16 protein-coding genes and 4 tRNA genes are annotated in these 16,364 nt (G+C 34.7%); 19 read left to right on the forward strand and 1 reads right to left on the reverse strand.

Annotated elements, in window-relative coordinates; genetic code table 11:
• The first annotated feature begins 52 nt into the window (after window positions 1-52).
• Complete coding sequence (locus ACM55G_RS11225) at window positions 53-1,324, forward strand: DUF2851 family protein (protein ID WP_416844024.1); 1,272 nt, start codon at window positions 53-55, stop codon at window positions 1,322-1,324.
• Between the two features lie 98 nt (window positions 1,325-1,422).
• The gene (locus ACM55G_RS11230) at window positions 1,423-1,650 is read left to right on the forward strand and encodes a PspC family transcriptional regulator (protein ID WP_099714538.1); all 228 of its coding nucleotides are present in this window, start codon (window positions 1,423-1,425) and stop codon (window positions 1,648-1,650) included.
• A 76-nt stretch (window positions 1,651-1,726) separates the two neighbouring features.
• Here the strand turns inward: ACM55G_RS11230 and ACM55G_RS11235 are convergent, their stop codons facing one another.
• Complete coding sequence (locus ACM55G_RS11235) at window positions 1,727-3,364, reverse strand: amino acid permease (protein ID WP_416844025.1); 1,638 nt, start codon at window positions 3,362-3,364, stop codon at window positions 1,727-1,729.
• A gap of 282 nt (window positions 3,365-3,646) precedes the next feature.
• Here ACM55G_RS11235 and ACM55G_RS11240 point away from each other — a divergent pair, with 282 nt between their 5' ends.
• The 17 genes from ACM55G_RS11240 to rpoB all read left to right on the forward strand — a co-directional run bounded on the left by ACM55G_RS11240 (window position 3,647) and on the right by rpoB (window position 16,333).
• Entirely contained in the window at window positions 3,647-4,531 is an 885-nt protein-coding gene (locus ACM55G_RS11240; RefSeq protein WP_416844026.1) for a ComEA family DNA-binding protein, read from the forward strand.
• Between the two features lie 17 nt (window positions 4,532-4,548).
• A complete protein-coding gene (locus tag ACM55G_RS11245; RefSeq protein ID WP_416844027.1) occupies window positions 4,549-5,691 on the forward strand; it encodes an acyl-CoA dehydrogenase family protein in 1,143 nt (380 codons plus the stop codon).
• Between the two features lie 262 nt (window positions 5,692-5,953).
• The gene (gene rpsU, locus ACM55G_RS11250) at window positions 5,954-6,148 is read left to right on the forward strand and encodes a 30S ribosomal protein S21 (RefSeq protein ID WP_035670421.1); all 195 of its coding nucleotides are present in this window, start codon (window positions 5,954-5,956) and stop codon (window positions 6,146-6,148) included.
• A 70-nt stretch (window positions 6,149-6,218) separates the two neighbouring features.
• On the forward strand, window positions 6,219-7,115 hold the full coding sequence (locus tag ACM55G_RS11255; protein ID WP_416844028.1) for a tyrosine-type recombinase/integrase: 897 nt from the start codon (window positions 6,219-6,221) through the stop codon (window positions 7,113-7,115).
• A gap of 34 nt (window positions 7,116-7,149) precedes the next feature.
• The gene (hpf, locus tag ACM55G_RS11260; RefSeq protein WP_416844029.1) at window positions 7,150-7,452 is read left to right on the forward strand and encodes a ribosome hibernation-promoting factor, HPF/YfiA family; all 303 of its coding nucleotides are present in this window, start codon (window positions 7,150-7,152) and stop codon (window positions 7,450-7,452) included.
• 90 nt (window positions 7,453-7,542) lie between these two features.
• Window positions 7,543-7,616: transfer RNA gene (locus tag ACM55G_RS11265), tRNA-Thr, on the forward strand.
• A 33-nt stretch (window positions 7,617-7,649) separates the two neighbouring features.
• Window positions 7,650-7,730, forward strand: a tRNA-Tyr gene (locus tag ACM55G_RS11270).
• A gap of 85 nt (window positions 7,731-7,815) precedes the next feature.
• Window positions 7,816-7,887, forward strand: a tRNA-Thr gene (locus tag ACM55G_RS11275).
• A gap of 54 nt (window positions 7,888-7,941) precedes the next feature.
• Window positions 7,942-9,129, forward strand: coding sequence for an elongation factor Tu (tuf, locus tag ACM55G_RS11280; protein WP_416844030.1), 1,188 nt, complete (start codon window positions 7,942-7,944; stop codon window positions 9,127-9,129).
• A gap of 60 nt (window positions 9,130-9,189) precedes the next feature.
• Window positions 9,190-9,260, forward strand: a tRNA-Trp gene (locus tag ACM55G_RS11285).
• Between the two features lie 18 nt (window positions 9,261-9,278).
• Window positions 9,279-9,476 (forward strand): preprotein translocase subunit SecE, encoded by a 198-nt coding sequence (secE, locus tag ACM55G_RS11290; RefSeq protein ID WP_039109059.1) that lies wholly within the window; start codon window positions 9,279-9,281, stop codon window positions 9,474-9,476.
• Between the two features lie 10 nt (window positions 9,477-9,486).
• Window positions 9,487-10,038 carry a transcription termination/antitermination protein NusG gene (gene nusG / locus ACM55G_RS11295; RefSeq protein WP_416844031.1) on the forward strand — a complete coding sequence of 184 codons (552 nt, stop codon included), beginning with the start codon at window positions 9,487-9,489 and terminating at the stop codon, window positions 10,036-10,038.
• A 68-nt stretch (window positions 10,039-10,106) separates the two neighbouring features.
• Entirely contained in the window at window positions 10,107-10,544 is a 438-nt protein-coding gene (gene rplK / locus ACM55G_RS11300) for a 50S ribosomal protein L11 (RefSeq protein ID WP_416844032.1), read from the forward strand.
• A gap of 13 nt (window positions 10,545-10,557) precedes the next feature.
• Window positions 10,558-11,247: a 50S ribosomal protein L1 gene (gene rplA, locus ACM55G_RS11305; protein ID WP_416844033.1), complete on the forward strand. Its 690-nt coding sequence runs from the start codon at window positions 10,558-10,560 to the stop codon at window positions 11,245-11,247.
• A 22-nt stretch (window positions 11,248-11,269) separates the two neighbouring features.
• Window positions 11,270-11,782, forward strand: coding sequence for a 50S ribosomal protein L10 (gene rplJ / locus ACM55G_RS11310; protein ID WP_416844034.1), 513 nt, complete (start codon window positions 11,270-11,272; stop codon window positions 11,780-11,782).
• Between the two features lie 92 nt (window positions 11,783-11,874).
• A complete protein-coding gene (gene rplL / locus ACM55G_RS11315; RefSeq protein WP_416844035.1) occupies window positions 11,875-12,243 on the forward strand; it encodes a 50S ribosomal protein L7/L12 in 369 nt (122 codons plus the stop codon).
• Window positions 12,244-12,520: 277 nt separating this feature from the next.
• A complete protein-coding gene (gene rpoB, locus ACM55G_RS11320; RefSeq protein ID WP_416844036.1) occupies window positions 12,521-16,333 on the forward strand; it encodes a DNA-directed RNA polymerase subunit beta in 3,813 nt (1,270 codons plus the stop codon).
• Window positions 16,334-16,364: the final 31 nt, after the last annotated feature.

Here is a 16,364-nt window from a genome sequence, read left to right on the forward strand (position 1 = left end):
TTCTTTCATTTCTGTTTTTTTATTACTTTAGTCTTTCATCTAAAAGATTAAAATGAAAGAAGATTTTCTCCATTACCTCTGGAAGTTTAAGAAGTTCGATACTTTGAATTTAAAAACGTTCAACAATGAGGAAGTCACAATTATCAACGTAGGTCAATATCTTGAATTGGCAGGTCCTGATTTTTTCAATGCTCAAATCACTATTGACAATCAAAAATGGGCTGGAAACGTTGAAATTCATCTTAAATCTTCGGATTGGTATGTGCATCATCACGAAAAGGATGCAAGTTATGAGAATGTAATTTTGCATGTAGTTTGGGAACATGACACAGAGATTTTTAGAAGTAATAATACCGAAATTCCAGTTTTGGAACTCAAAAACTATGTTGAGAAAGAGACTGTAGAAAGTTACCAATCTTTAATAGCTCCAAAATCATGGATTTTTTGCGAAAAGCAACTAAAAGAAATTGATGAATTTGCTTTTAAAAACTGGCAAGAGCGTTTGTTTTTTGAACGTTTAGAAAGGAAATCTCAACCTATATTTGATTTATTGGAACAAAACAATCAAGATTGGGAAGCGGTTTTGTTTTCTCTTTTAGCTAAGAATTTTGGTTTAAATACAAATGGGGAAATCTTTTTAAAAATCGCCCAATCGATCCCTTTTTCAATAGTTAGAAAAGAAAGTTTTGAAGTGGAGAATCTTGAAGCTTTGATTTTTGGAGCTTCGGGATTATTGGATTCAGAAAAAGAAGATAATTATTTTAAAGATTTGAAATTTAGGTATTTATATTTGTTACATAAATATCAGATAGAGAAAACGGGTATAGAACCAGTCCAGTTTTTCAAGCATCGTCCCGATAATTTTCCTACGATACGACTTTCTCAATTAGCCAATTTATACCATAGTCAGCAAAATTTATTTTCGAAAATAAGTACTTTAAATGCATTAAAAGATATTTACGGAGTTTTCCAAGTGACCGCTTCCGAATATTGGTTAAATCATTATCAATTTGATAAAGAAAGTCCGGAGAAAAAGAAACCGCTTTCTAAATCTTTCATCGATTTGATTGTTATAAATACTATAATTCCGCTTCAGTTTGCTTTCGCAAAAAGTCAGGGAAAAGAAATTTCGGAGGATTTGATCCGTCTTTTAAATGAAGTCGCTCCTGAGAAAAATGCTGTTATGGATAAATTTAGTTCTTTTGGAATACAACCAAAAAGTGCTTTTGAAACACAATCTTTATTGCAACTCAAGAATGAGTATTGTAATAAAAGCAAATGTTTAGATTGTGCCGTAGGAATGGAATTGTTAAAAAAGAGTTGATTCAGTTATTTTGGATTTGTTTACCAGAGATTGCTGTAATGTTGTAAATTTGTTATTTAGAATAAACGAATAACCAGTGCAACAAAATAAAATAAAAGATGTCAGTAGTAATCAAGCTTAAGTTTTTTTTTGAGAAACACGGTTTTCATGTTTCTTCCCGTTTGGCTGATACACTAGGAATGCGCGCCAGTAGTGTGCGATTGTTTTTTATTTACTTGTCTTTTGTTACTGTTGGATTGTGGTTTGCCGTTTATTTGACATTGGCTTTTTGGATTCGTTTGAAGGATTTAATTCGGGCGAAACGCACTTCAGTTTTTGATTTGTAGAATACTATAAATAAGAAAAAGGGATTATAAAGTGCTTAAATACTTTATAATCCCTTTTTTTAATTAGCGCTTTTTATTATCTAGTTTTTTTGAAACTGTAACCGTAAATAAAAATATGAATCGCAGCAAATATCAGAGAGAAATAAAACAAGAAACTACCTTCTGCTGTTGAATCTAATTGATTGATATATGCTATAACAATTAAGGCAAATACCATTCCTAAACCTGATGCTGAAACAGTCTTGTAACTATCTAAACTAAAATTTCCTTTATTTAAAATACTATGTTTCATTCCGTAAAATAAGTATAAATCGAATCCAATCATCATCCAGACGATAAGACGAATCCAAGTGTCTAATGGTAAAAAGACCATCATAAACAAGCATACTAAAACTCCGGCAATTGGTACATAAGGTACAAAAGGAGTTCTAAATGCTCTTGGTGCTTCTGGCATTTTCTTACGCATAATTAACACTCCTATACAAACTAGGATAAAAGCAAATAATGTCCCAATACTGGTCATTTCTCCAACTACTCTTGCAGGAACAAATGCGGCAAAAAGACTCACAATTACCATAAATAATAAATTGTTTTTTGCAGGAGTTCTAAATTTAGAATGCACTTCTGAGAATACTTTTGGCATCAAGCCATCTTTACTCATAGAGAAAAACACTCTACTTTGTCCCATCAACATAACTAAGATTACAGAAGAATAACCACCTAAAATAGCTAGTAAAATAGCATTGTTTAACCAAGGATAAGCAGGTGTTATCATTCCGTCCGGTCCAACTGTTCCCATTGCTTCAACAGCAATTGCAACAGGTGCGATTCCATCTTTTCCAGCAAATGCCTGATAATTTACAACTCCTGTCATTACGTGAGCAAAAAGGATGTAAAGAATAGTACATATCGCTAATGATAACAATATCCCAATAGGCATGTCTCTTTTTGGATTTTTAGCTTCTTGTGCAGCTGTTGAAACGGCATCAAAACCAATGTAAGCGAAAAATACGATTGCTGCAGCTCTAATTATTCCTGAGAACCCAAATTCTCCAAATTTACCTGTGTTTTCAGGTATGTATGGGGTGTAGTTTTCAGGTCTTATGTATTGCCATCCTACTGCAATGAATACTAAAACAACCGTTACTTTTAATAAAACAATAATGCCGTTTATTAATGCCGATTCTCGAGTTCCTCTAATTAATATTAATGACATTAGCATAACGATAAAAACGGCTGGTACATTTATTATTCCACCTTCAAAAGGTGAAAGCATGTAGGCTTCATCTATGTGAATACCATAGCCGCCTAAGAATTTACCAAAATATCTGGACCAACTAATGGAAACAGTTGCTGCGCCCACCGCATATTCTAAAACTAAATCCCAACCAATAATCCAAGCAACAAATTCTCCCATTGTTGCAAAAGAATAAGTATAAGCACTTCCTGCGACAGGAATCATTGAAGAAAACTCAGCATAACATAAACCTGCAAAAATACAACCAAATGCAGCTACAAGAAACGAAATTGTTATAGCCGGTCCTGCATTCATTGATGCTGCCAGTCCAGTTATTGAAAACAATCCAGCTCCAATAATTGCCCCAATTCCTAGTGCAACTAGCCCCGGTGCGGTTAATGTTTTCTTTAATCCCTTTTCAGAATCAGCGGCCTCTGCTAAAAGCTGAGCTAATGGTTTTCTTTTCCAAATAGACATATTTTATATTTTTTTTTTGTTATTAAGCTCCAAATGTATTCTTTTTTATAAAAAATAAAAACAATAATTTAGTTTTAAGTTATAAAAAAAACAATCTGTCACTCTTTTTAAGGGTTTATTCTATAGAAAACCTTTGTTGAATCCATTTATGTAGAATATTACGTTGAAACTCAAAATAAAATTTTCTGTTTCATCGAATATTTTCCTTTAGAAAGTGATGTGTCTTGATTTAATTTATAATTTTAGGTTTCTTATTTAAATAAATCAACACGCAGTCATCAGATGAGTTATAAAACTATTCTTACTTATTTTAAGTTTACTCGGGAACAACGTACGGGTGTTTTTTTATTATTTGCGATTATCATTGTTTTACAGCTGGTTTATTTTTTTGTTGATTTTAGTGCTGTAATAAAAAATTATCCGGAGAAACAGAAATGGCTTTCGCTGCAATCTCAAATTGATTCCATAAAAACGGATAGTTATAAAGAGTTTTCTAAAACCTATCCTTTCAATCCTAATTTTATTACCGATTATAAAGGATATAAACTAGGAATGTCAGTTCAGGAAATTGATCGCTTGTTAGCTTTTAGAAAAGAAAATAAATATGTCAATTCTTCTAAAGAATTTCAAAACGTGACTAAAGTTTCGGATTCGTTATTAAATGCAATAGCGCCTTTTTTTAAATTTCCTGATTGGGTAAACAATAAGAAAGAATTCAAAGCATATAAAAATTATTCAGATCGGGCTTTCGCCAAAAAGGAAAAAATTGTTTTAATCGATATCAATCAGGCGACCAAAGAAGATTTGGTGAAAATTTATGGGATAGGCGAGGCCATATCACTGCGGATTTTAAAACAAAAAGAAAGTCTAGGAGGGTTTGTTTCCATGGAACAAATGAAAGAGGTATGGGGATTGTCACCTGAAGTTATTGAAAATTTGAATACTCATTTTAAAATTTCAGTACTCCCAAATTTTAAAAAAATAGATATTAATAATGCTTCTTTAAAAGAGCTTTCCCAGTTTTATTATTTCAGATATACTTTGGCTAAAGAAATTGTGACTTATAGAAGTATGGTAGGAAATATTAAGAATATTGAGGATTTAACAAAAATTAAGGGATTTCCTGTTGATAAAGCAAATATAATTGACTTATATTTGAGCTTTTAAAATAAAACACTGTCACGATGAACTTTGATTACAACGAAACGCAAGCTATGATTGCACAATCTATAAGAGATTTTGCTGAAAAAGAAATTCGCCCGAATATCATGGAGTGGGATGAAGCACAGACTTTTCCGGTGCCATTGTTTAAAAAATTAGGTGAAATGGGTTTTATGGGTGTTTTAGTGCCAGAAGAACTTGGAGGTTCTGGATTAGGATATCATGAGTACATTACTATTGTTGAAGAAATATCAAAAGTAGATCCATCCATTGGGCTATCTGTAGCGGCACATAATTCGTTATGTACCAATCATATTTTAACTTTTGGAAATGAAGAGCAAAAGAAAAGATGGATTCCAAAATTAGCGACTGCTGAGCATATAGGTGCTTGGGGGTTGACAGAGCATAATACCGGATCAGATGCAGGTGGAATGAATACTACTGCAAAAAAAGATGGCGATTTTTGGATTGTCAATGGAGCTAAGAATTTCATTACCCATGCTATTTCTGGAGATATCGCTGTGGTAATTGTTCGTACGGGTGAAAAAGGAGATTCGAAAGGAATGACTGCTTTTGTATTCGAAAAAGGAATGCAGGGTTTTGCTTCTGGAAAAAAAGAAAATAAATTAGGAATGCGTGCCAGTGAAACCGCTGAATTGATATTTGATAATTGTCGTATTCCTGATGCTAACAGATTAGGAGAAGTAGGGCAAGGTTTTATTCAAGCGATGAAAATTTTGGATGGAGGAAGAATATCCATTGGAGCATTGTCATTAGGGATTGCTAAAGGAGCGTATGAAGCGGCATTGAAATATTCGAAAGAAAGGCATCAGTTTGGGCAACCCATTTGTGAGTTTCAAGGAATTTCATTCAAGTTAGCTGATATGGCAACAGAGATTGAAGCTTCGGAATTGTTGTTGCACAAAGCGGCTTTCTTAAAACAACAACACAGGCCGGTTACCACGATGGGAGCTATGGCTAAAATGTATTCTTCTGAAGTGTGTGTGAAAGTCGCGAATGAAGCAGTGCAAATTCACGGTGGTTATGGTTACATTAAAGATTATCCAGTGGAGAAATTCTATAGAGATTCTAAATTATGTACTATTGGTGAAGGGACAACCGAGATTCAAAAAATAGTGATCTCCAGAAATTTATTGAAAGCATAGTTTTTGAAACTAAAATATAACATAAAGAGTCAAGATGTCTTAAATTGCAGCTTGGCTCTTTTTTTTTGCGTGAAGGATGGAAGAGGAAAGCCCGGAATGCAATAAGGACTTGAAACGCACAGCCTGACGGCGGATTGAGATGTGTTTTGAGAATCATAAAAGTGGTGCCCGCCGGTACGCCCAAAAATAATCTATAAATCATGACTCGTAATTCAAAATAATGTTTACTTTTGCACACTTAAAGAAAGGGGGTGTCTATATTATGTTAATTATACCAATTAAAGACGGAGAAAATATCGATAGAGCGTTAAAACGTTACAAAAGAAAATTTGATAAAACAGGAACTGTTCGTCAATTAAGAGCGCGTACTGCTTTTATTAAGCCTTCAGTTACCAATAGAATCAAAATTCAAAAAGCGGCTTATATCCAAAATATGAGAGATAACTTAGAGAGTTAGTCAATATCTATTAGAATAAAGTACCGTTAGTCATTAAAAGTTTTATAACTTTGATGCTAACGGTTTTTTTATGGCTACTAATAAAGATGCATTTCGGGATTATCTGCAGTTGGAGAAAAAATATTCTTCACATACCGTTACGGCGTATTGCAATGATATTACTTCTTTCGAATCATTCAATACGATTCATTTTGATCAAGAGAATATAGAGCAAGTCAATTATAGTCAAATTAGAACTTGGATTGTTTCTCTTGTTGATAATGATATATCAAATGCCTCAGTCAATAGAAAAATTGCATCCTTAAAGGCATTTTATAAATTTCTATTAAAAACTAAACAATTAGGAGTGAGTCCGCTATTGAAGCACAAAGCGCTAAAGACTCCTAAGATATTACAAATTCCTTTTTCTGAAAAAGAACTTGAGGATGCGTTGAGTCATGTGCAAAATCCAGTGGGTTTTGAGGAAATAAGAAATAAACTTATAGTCGATTTGTTTTATACTACCGGTATGCGAAGAACGGAGTTAATTCATTTAAAAGCAGCTAATGTTAATTTATCTAATGGTACGGTTAAAGTGCTAGGAAAAAGGAATAAGGAACGGCTATTGCCTGTTTTGCCTATAATTATAAATCAGTTTTCTGTGTATTTAAAGGAGCGTTCCTCTTTGTTGACGATAGCGGATTGCGATTATTTTTTTCTCACAAAAAAAGGGTTAAAATTAAATGATTCTTTTGTGTATCGATTAATAAATTCTTACTTTAGTGCTGTCTCCGAGAAAGTAAAAAAGAGTCCGCACATATTGCGACATACGTTTGCAACTCATCTATTAAATAACGGAGCCGATTTGAATTCAGTGAAAGAGTTACTGGGGCATTCTAGTTTGGCGTCAACGCAAATATATACACATAGTAGCTTAGCAGAACTAAAAAAGGTATATGAAGATTCGCATCCAAGGAATCAGAAGTAATTCGCAAATGTTTAACTATTAAAAAATAATGATTATGAAGGTAAATGTTCATGCAGTTAACTTTGCTGTTGACAAAAAGCTAGTGGATTTTGTTCAAGAAAGAATGGACAAATTAGAAAAATATTACGATAAGGTAGTATCGGTAGATGTTTTTTTGAAAGTTGAAAAGACAAGTGATAAAGAGAATAAAATTGCTGAGATAAAAATTAATGTTCCGGGAGATGATTTTGTAGTTAAAAAGCAGTGTAAAATTTTTGAAGAAGCGGTGGAGCTTTGTGCTGAATCATTAGAACGATTGTTGGTAAAAAGGAAAGAAAAAATAAGTTCACACATTTAATACAAATTTTTTTAAAAAAATGTTTTGATTGAGAGATAAAATCTCTACATTTGCAGTCCGTTAGAAATAGCGGACTTTTTTTATTGATTCGCCAGCGTAGCTCAGTTGGCTAGAGCAGCTGATTTGTAATCAGCAGGTCGTGGGTTCGAGTCCCTCCGCCGGCTCAAAACTGTAACGGTTTGACAATAGAAGAAGTAGGGGAGATACTCAAGCGGCCAACGAGGGCAGACTGTAAATCTGCTGTGTAAACTTCGCAGGTTCGAATCCTGCTCTCCCCACGGAATAATGTAGATATTGAAATTAAGGTTTTAAATTTTTTTTGAATCTGAAATCTCAAATCATAGTTCTGACATCAAGGATTCTGCCGGTGTAGCTCAGGGGTAGAGTGCTTCCTTGGTAAGGAAGAGGTCTCGGGTTCAATTCCCGACATTGGCTCAAGTAAGTAGGAAATAGAAATTAATATATAACTAAGATTAAAAATTAAGTAAAATGGCAAAGGAAAATTTTAACCGTAACAAGCCCCACTTAAACATTGGAACAATTGGGCACGTGGATCACGGAAAAACGACATTAACTGCGGCAATTACAAAAGTATTGTCTGATGCAGGTTACTGTCAAGCAAAATCATTTGATCAAATTGATAATGCTCCAGAAGAAAAAGAAAGAGGTATTACAATTAATACATCTCACGTTGAGTATGAAACTGCTAATCGTCATTACGCTCACGTTGACTGTCCTGGTCACGCGGATTACGTAAAAAACATGGTTACAGGTGCTGCTCAAATGGATGGTGCTATTCTTGTAGTTGCTGCGACTGATGGACCAATGCCACAAACGCGTGAGCATATCCTTTTAGGACGTCAGGTAGGTATTCCTAGAATGGTTGTATTCATGAACAAAGTGGATATGGTTGATGATGAGGAATTACTTGAATTAGTTGAGATGGAAATCAGAGACTTGTTATCTTTCTACGAATATGATGGAGATAATGGTCCTGTTGTTCAAGGTTCAGCTTTAGGTGGATTGAATAATGATCCAGCTTGGGTACCAAAAATTCTTGAATTGATGGAAGCTGTTGATGCTTGGATTGAAGAGCCGGTAAGAGATGTTGCAAAACCTTTCTTGATGCCTGTTGAAGATGTATTCTCAATCACTGGTCGTGGAACTGTTGCTACAGGTCGTATCGAAACAGGTGTTGCTAATACTGGAGATCCAGTTGAAATCATCGGTATGGGAGCTGAAAAATTAACTTCTACTATTACTGGAGTTGAGATGTTCCGTAAAATCCTTGATAGAGGAGAAGCTGGAGATAACGTAGGTATTCTTTTAAGAGGTATTCAAAAAGAAGACATCAAAAGAGGAATGGTTATTTGTAAGCCAGGTTCAGTTAAGCCACACGCTACTTTTAAAGCAGAGGTTTATATCTTGAAAAAAGAAGAAGGTGGTCGTCATACACCATTTCATAATAACTACCGTCCACAGTTTTACGTACGTACAACTGACGTAACAGGTATCATTACTTTGCCAACAGGTGTAGAAATGGTTATGCCTGGGGATAACTTAACTATTGATGTTGTGTTGCTTAGTGCAATTGCGTTAAATGTTGGTTTACGTTTCGCTATCCGTGAAGGTGGTAGAACGGTAGGTGCAGGTCAGGTAACTGAGATTGTAGCATAATCCTATAAATAAATTATGAAGCCGGTAACTTCTAAGGTTGTTACTGGCTTTTATTAACAGACGGGCGTAGTTCAAGGGTAGAATAGCGGTCTCCAAAACCGTTGATGGGGGTTCGAATCCCTCCGCCCGTGCAAATAAACTAAATCAGAATGACAAAAGTTGTTAATTACATATCAGAAGCATTTGAGGAATTAAAATCAAATGTTACTTGGCCGGCTTGGGCTGAGGTGCAACGTCTAACGATTGTTGTTGCTGTATTCTCAGTATTATTCGCTTTGGCAACTTGGGGAGTAGATGAAATTTTCGCAAAAGCTTTGGCTGGATTTTTTAACTGGATAAAAGCGTAATTTTTTTGTTATGGCAGAAAGTAGTATTAAAAAGTGGTATGTAGTTAGAGCAGTAAGCGGGCAAGAAAATAAAGTGAAAGCATACATCGAAACTGAAATCGCAAGATTAGGGATGGGTGATTATGTTTCGCAAGTTCTGGTTCCTACTGAAAAAGTAGTTACTGTAAAAGAAGGAAAGAAAATAATCAAGGATAAAGTTTATTTTCCTGGTTATGTTATGATTGAGGCGAATCTAATAGGTGAAATACCTCATATTATCAAGTCTATAACAAGTGTTATTGGTTTTTTAGGTGAAATTAAAGGTGGTGAGCCTGTGCCATTAAGACTTTCTGAAGTCAATAGAATGTTAGGTAAAGTAGATGAGCTAGCTGTAAATACAGATACTCGTTCTATACCTTTCAATATTGGAGAAACTATTAAGGTTGTTGATGGTCCTTTCAATGGTTTCAATGGAACTGTTGAGAAAATCAATGAAGAAAAGCGTAAACTTGAGGTTATGGTGAAAATTTTCGGAAGAAAAACACCATTGGAATTGAGTTTTATGCAAGTTGAAAAAGTATAATTTTTTGTTACATCTATAATATCCATTACAATCGCTTCCAATGATTGTAGTGTTAAATTTTTTAAAAAATGGCTAAAGAAATTAGTAAGGTAGTTAAACTACAAGTTAAGGGAGGTGCTGCGAACCCGTCGCCACCGGTTGGACCTGCTTTAGGAGCTGCTGGGGTAAACATCATGGAGTTTTGTAAGCAATTTAATGCTAGAACTCAAGATAAACCCGGCAAAATATGCCCAGTACAAATTACTGTGTACAAAGACAAATCATTTGATTTTGTTGTAAAAACTCCTCCAGCGGCAGTCCAGTTATTGGAAGCTGCAAAGCTAAAGTCAGGATCTGGTGAACCAAATCGTAAAAAAGTAGCTAGCGTTACTTGGGATGTTATCAAAGCAATAGCTGAAGATAAAATGGTAGATTTAAATGCGTTCACAATCGATTCTGCTATGAGTATGATTGCTGGAACAGCTAGATCTATGGGTATAACTGTATCAGGAGATTCTCCTTTTTAATTAAGAGAAAGACATGGCAAAATTGACAAAAAAGCAAAAAGAGGCTGCTTCAAAAATTGAAAAGAACAAATTATACTCTTTAAAAGATGCAGCTGCATTGATAAAAGTAATTGCTTCTGCAAAATTTGATGAGTCTGTTGATATCGCAGTTCGATTGGGTGTAGATCCAAGAAAAGCGAATCAAATGGTAAGAGGTGTGGTAACATTACCTCATGGAACTGGTAAAGATGTTAAAGTATTAGCATTAGTTACTCCAGATAAAGAAGCGGAAGCTTTAGCAGCGGGAGCGGACTATGTAGGTCTTGACGATTATTTACAAAAAATTAAAGACGGTTGGACAGATGTTGATGTAATTATCACGATGCCTTCTGTTATGGGTAAATTAGGTCCATTAGGTCGTATTTTAGGACCAAGAGGTTTAATGCCTAACCCTAAAACAGGTACTGTAACCATGGATGTTGCAAAAGCTGTTCAAGAGGTAAAAGCTGGTAAAATTGACTTTAAAGTTGATAAAACTGGTATAGTGCATGCAGGAATTGGTAAAGTTTCTTTTGGAATGGAACAAATTGTTGACAATGCTCACGAAATTATTCAAACATTAATCAAACTTAAGCCAACTGCTGCTAAAGGGACTTACATAAAAAGTATATACCTAACTAGCACTATGAGTCCTGCAATTGCTTTGGACCCTAAAGCAGTATAATTGGCAGTTAAAAATTTTTAGTATGACTAGAGAAGAAAAATCAATCGCGATTGAAGTTTTAACTGCACAGTTAGCTGGTACAAACATTGTTTATGTATCTGATATTTCTGGAATGAACGCAGAAACAACTTCAAACTTGAGAAGAGCTTGCTATAAAGCAGGTATAAAATTAGAAGTAGTTAAAAATACTTTGCTTGCAAAAGCAATGGAAGCTTCAGCTAATGATTATGGAGATTTACCTTCAGTTTTGACTGGTAATAGCGCTATATTCATTTCTGAGATAGCAAACGCTCCTGGTAAGATAATTAAAGATTTCAGAAAAAAATCAGCTAAACCTGTATTGAAGGGAGCTTATATAAACGCTGAAATTTATATTGGAGACGATCAATTAGATGCATTAGCAACTATTAAATCTAAAGAAGAGCTTATCGGCGAACTTATTGGATTATTGCAGTCACCAGCACAAAGAGTTATTTCTGCTCTTCAAAACCAATTTGCAAAAAGCGAAGAGGTTACAGAAGAAGTGGAAGCATAATGAAAATAGAGTCTTACTCTAATTTTATTACACAAAACGCGCACAATAAATAAATTATATTTTTTACAAATCATTTTAAAACGATAGAAAAAATGGCAGATTTGAAACAATTCGCAGAACAATTAGTTAACCTAACAGTAAAAGAAGTTAACGAATTAGCAACAATATTAAAAGATGAGTACGGTATCGAACCAGCTGCTGCAGCTGCAGTAGTTTCTGGTGGTGGTGATGCTGCTGTTGAAGAAGCTCAAACTGAATTTACAGTAGTATTAAAAGCAGCAGGTGCTTCTAAACTAGCAGTTGTAAAATTAGTTAAAGAACTTACAGGTTTAGGTTTGAAAGAAGCTAAAGATGTAGTTGATAGCGCACCAAGTAATGTAAAAGAAGGTGTTTCTAAAGAAGAAGCTGAAGGGCTTAAAAAATCTTTAGAGGAAGCTGGAGCTGAGGTTGAACTTAAATAGTTAAACTCGGTTTAAAGAATTAGGTTTAGGTCTTGGGTTTAGTCGCCCAATGACCTAAACCATTTTTCGTATAACAAAAGTCTACCTTGTGTAATTACATAATAGCCTTTTAAAACAAATTCATTTTACCCATTACGAGGAAAAAAAATTAACAGATAATAAGAAAGTAGTTATCTTAAATTGGTTTTTAAAGATGTAATGGTTGTAAAAGGAAAGTATAAATAATCCCTATTTGTACAAAGAAAAATTACTTTTTTAATCAAAATTTTGTCCATTGATGATAACAAATCAGACTGAAAGATTGAATTTTGCCTCAACAAAAAATATTCCTGATTATCCAGATTTTCTAGATGTTCAGGTTAAATCGTTTAAAGATTTTTTTCAATTAGAAACTAAATCTGACGAAAGAGGCGACGAAGGGCTTTACAACACCTTCATGGAAAATTTCCCAATTACTGATACAAGAAATAACTTTGTATTGGAATTCCTTGATTACTTTGTAGATCCTCCACGTTACACAATTCAAGAATGTATAGAAAGAGGTCTTACTTATAGTGTACCCTTAAAAGCAAGGTTAAAACTATATTGTACAGATCCAGAACACGAAGATTTTGAAACAATTGTTCAAGATGTATATCTTGGTACAATTCCTTATATGACACCAAGTGGTACCTTTGTTATTAATGGTGCTGAGCGTGTGGTTGTATCTCAATTACACAGATCACCGGGTGTTTTCTTTGGTCAATCATTCCATGCAAATGGTACAAAATTGTATTCTGCCAGAGTAATTCCTTTTAAAGGTTCTTGGATAGAATTTTCTACAGATATTAATAGCGTAATGTATGCTTATATCGATAGAAAGAAAAAATTACCAGTTACCACTCTTTTTAGAGCAATTGGTTTTGAAAGAGATAAAGATATCCTTGAGATATTTGACCTTGCTGAAGAAATTAAGGTTTCTAAAACAGGTCTTAAAAAATATGTCGGTAGAAAATTAGCTGCTCGTGTATTGAATACATGGCATGAGGATTTCGTAGATGAAGATACGGGTGAAGTAGTTTCTATAGAACGTAACGAAATAATTCTTGATAGAGATACTATTATCGATAAAGATAATGTGGAAGAAATCATTGATTCTAACGTTAAATCTATTTTGTTGCATAAAGAAGATGCTAATCAAGGTGATTATGCCATCATTCACAATACGCTTCAAAAAGATCCAACAAATTCTGAAAAAGAAGCTGTTGAGCATATCTACAGACAATTGCGTAACGCAGAACCGCCTGATGAAGAAACGGCTCGTGGTATTATAGATAAATTATTCTTCTCTGATCAACGTTATAACTTAGGTGAAGTAGGTCGTTATAGAATGAACAAAAAACTTGGTTTAGATATTCCAATGGAAAAGCAAGTGCTTACCAAAGAAGATATCATTACCATTGTAAAATATTTGATTGAATTGATTAACTCTAAAGCAGAGATTGATGATATTGATCACTTATCAAACCGTCGTGTTAGAACAGTTGGAGAACAATTGTCTCAACAATTCGGTGTTGGTTTAGCGCGTATGGCTAGAACTATTAGAGAGCGTATGAACGTTAGAGATAACGAAGTGTTTACACCAATAGATTTGATTAATGCTAAAACATTATCATCTGTTATCAACTCTTTCTTTGGAACAAACCAGTTGTCTCAGTTTATGGATCAAACTAATCCACTTGCCGAGATTACACATAAAAGAAGATTATCTGCACTAGGACCAGGTGGACTTTCGAGAGAAAGAGCAGGTTTTGAGGTACGTGACGTTCACTATACGCATTACGGACGTTTATGTCCAATTGAAACTCCTGAGGGACCAAACATTGGTTTGATATCTTCTCTTGGTGTTTATGCTAAAGTAAACGGAATGGGTTTCATCGAAACACCGTATCGTAAAGTAACAAATGGAACTGTAGATTTAGTTTCTACTCCAGTGTACTTAAGCGCAGAAGAAGAAGAAGGAATGATGATTGCTCAGGCAAATATCCAAATGGATGCTACAGGAAAAATTACTGCCGAAGACGTAATTGCACGTCAAGAAGGTGATTTCCCAGTAATTGAACCAACAAAAGTAGATTATACTGACGTTGCTCCAAATCAAATTGCTTCTATTTCCGCTTCTTTGATTCCTTTCTTAGAACATGATGATGCGAATAGAGCCTTGATGGGATCTAACATGATGCGTCAGGCCGTACCATTAATTCGTCCTGAAGCTCCAATTGTTGGAACTGGTTTAGAGCGTCAAGTTGCTTCTGACTCTAGAGTTTTAATTAACGCTGAAGGAGATGGAGTTATTGAATATGTAGATGCAAATATTATCACTATCAAATACGATCGTTCTGAAGAAGAGAGAATGGTAAGTTTTGAGCCTGATGAAAAAACATACAATCTAATTAAATTTAGAAAAACCAATCAAGGTACAAGTATCAATCTAAAACCTATCGTAAGAAAAGGGGATAGAGTAGTTCCTGGACAAGTATTATCAGAAGGATATGCGACTCAAAATGGTGAATTAGCTTTAGGTCGTAACCTAAAAGTTGCATTTATGCCATGGAAAGGATACAACTTTGAGGATGCGATTGTAATTTCTGAAAAAGTAGTTCGTGACGATATTTTTACCTCTATTCACGTGGATGATTATTCATTAGAAGTTAGAGATACTAAATTAGGTAACGAAGAATTAACGAACGATATACCGAACGTTTCTGAAGAAGCTACTAAAGATTTAGATGAAAATGGTATGATCAGAATTGGAGCCGAGGTTAAACCTGGCGATATTCTTATCGGAAAGATTACTCCAAAAGGAGAATCAGATCCTACACCGGAAGAGAAATTGCTTCGTGCAATCTTCGGGGACAAAGCAGGTGATGTTAAAGATGCTTCATTGAAAGCGTCTCCTTCTTTACATGGTGTTGTTTTAGACAAAAAATTGTTCGCAAGAGCAGTAAAAGATAAACGTAAACGTACACAAGACAAGGATGCTTTAGGAGCACTTGAAATGGAGTTTGAAGTTAAATTTGTTGAATTAAAAGACAAATTAGTGGAAAAACTTTTCTTGATCGTAAACGGAAAAACATCCCAAGGTGTAATGAATGATTTGGGTGAAGAAGTTTTACCAAAAGGTAAAAAATACACGCAAAAAATGCTTTATGCTGTTGAAGATTTTGCTCACTTAAGTAAAGGTCAATGGGTTGCTGATGATGCAACTAATAAAATGGTTAATGATTTAATTCATAACTATAAAATTAAATTGAACGATTTACAAGGGGCTTTACGTAGAGAGAAATTCACTATTACTGTTGGAGATGAATTGCCAGCAGGAATCTTGAAATTAGCGAAAGTATATATTGCCAAAAAACGTAAACTGAAAGTTGGGGATAAAATGGCGGGACGTCACGGTAACAAAGGTATTGTTGCTCGTATCGTTCGTCATGAAGATATGCCTTTCCTTGAAGACGGAACGCCAGTTGATATCGTGTTGAACCCATTAGGTGTACCTTCACGTATGAACATTGGTCAAATTTATGAAACGGTTCTTGGTTGGGCGGGACAAAACTTGGGTAGAAAATTTGCTACACCAATTTTTGACGGAGCAACTCTTGATCAAATCAATGAATTGACTGACGAAGCTGGAATACCACGTTTTGGACATACACATTTATATGATGGTGGTACAGGTGAGCGTTTCCATCAAGCGGCAACAGTAGGAGTTATCTACATGTTGAAACTTGGACACATGGTTGACGATAAAATGCACGCGCGTTCTATAGGTCCATACTCGTTGATTACACAACAACCACTTGGAGGTAAAGCTCAATTTGGAGGTCAACGTTTTGGAGAGATGGAGGTTTGGGCACTTGAAGCTTATGGAGCATCAAGTACACTTAGAGAAATCTTGACTGTGAAGTCTGATGATGTTATCGGTAGAGCTAAAACTTACGAAGCAATCGTTAAAGGTGAATCTATGCCAGAACCAGGATTACCGGAATCATTCAATGTATTAATGCATGAATTGAAAGGTCTTGGACTTGACATTCGTTTAGAAGAATAAATAATAATTTGTCACAGGTAGAGACGTTCAT

It is taken from the genome of Flavobacterium algoriphilum (assembly GCF_048158655.1).
Classification (GTDB): domain Bacteria; phylum Bacteroidota; class Bacteroidia; order Flavobacteriales; family Flavobacteriaceae; genus Flavobacterium; species Flavobacterium algoriphilum.

Coding starts and splice junctions, on each gene's coding strand:
- secE (WP_039109059.1), top strand. CDS start 9,279: ATGACAAAAGTTGTTAATTACATATCAGAAGCATTTGAGGAATTAAAA.
- ACM55G_RS11240 (WP_416844026.1), top strand. CDS start 3,647: ATGAGTTATAAAACTATTCTTACTTATTTTAAGTTTACTCGGGAACAA.
- ACM55G_RS11255 (WP_416844028.1), top strand. CDS start 6,219: ATGGCTACTAATAAAGATGCATTTCGGGATTATCTGCAGTTGGAGAAA.
- rpoB (WP_416844036.1), top strand. CDS start 12,521: ATGATAACAAATCAGACTGAAAGATTGAATTTTGCCTCAACAAAAAAT.
- ACM55G_RS11225 (WP_416844024.1), top strand. CDS start 53: ATGAAAGAAGATTTTCTCCATTACCTCTGGAAGTTTAAGAAGTTCGAT.
- rplL (WP_416844035.1), top strand. CDS start 11,875: ATGGCAGATTTGAAACAATTCGCAGAACAATTAGTTAACCTAACAGTA.
- rplJ (WP_416844034.1), top strand. CDS start 11,270: ATGACTAGAGAAGAAAAATCAATCGCGATTGAAGTTTTAACTGCACAG.
- tuf (WP_416844030.1), top strand. CDS start 7,942: ATGGCAAAGGAAAATTTTAACCGTAACAAGCCCCACTTAAACATTGGA.
- nusG (WP_416844031.1), top strand. CDS start 9,487: ATGGCAGAAAGTAGTATTAAAAAGTGGTATGTAGTTAGAGCAGTAAGC.
- rpsU (WP_035670421.1), top strand. CDS start 5,954: ATGTTAATTATACCAATTAAAGACGGAGAAAATATCGATAGAGCGTTA.
- ACM55G_RS11245 (WP_416844027.1), top strand. CDS start 4,549: ATGAACTTTGATTACAACGAAACGCAAGCTATGATTGCACAATCTATA.
- ACM55G_RS11235 (WP_416844025.1), bottom strand. CDS start 3,364: ATGTCTATTTGGAAAAGAAAACCATTAGCTCAGCTTTTAGCAGAGGCC.
- ACM55G_RS11230 (WP_099714538.1), top strand. CDS start 1,423: ATGTCAGTAGTAATCAAGCTTAAGTTTTTTTTTGAGAAACACGGTTTT.
- rplK (WP_416844032.1), top strand. CDS start 10,107: ATGGCTAAAGAAATTAGTAAGGTAGTTAAACTACAAGTTAAGGGAGGT.
- rplA (WP_416844033.1), top strand. CDS start 10,558: ATGGCAAAATTGACAAAAAAGCAAAAAGAGGCTGCTTCAAAAATTGAA.
- hpf (WP_416844029.1), top strand. CDS start 7,150: ATGAAGGTAAATGTTCATGCAGTTAACTTTGCTGTTGACAAAAAGCTA.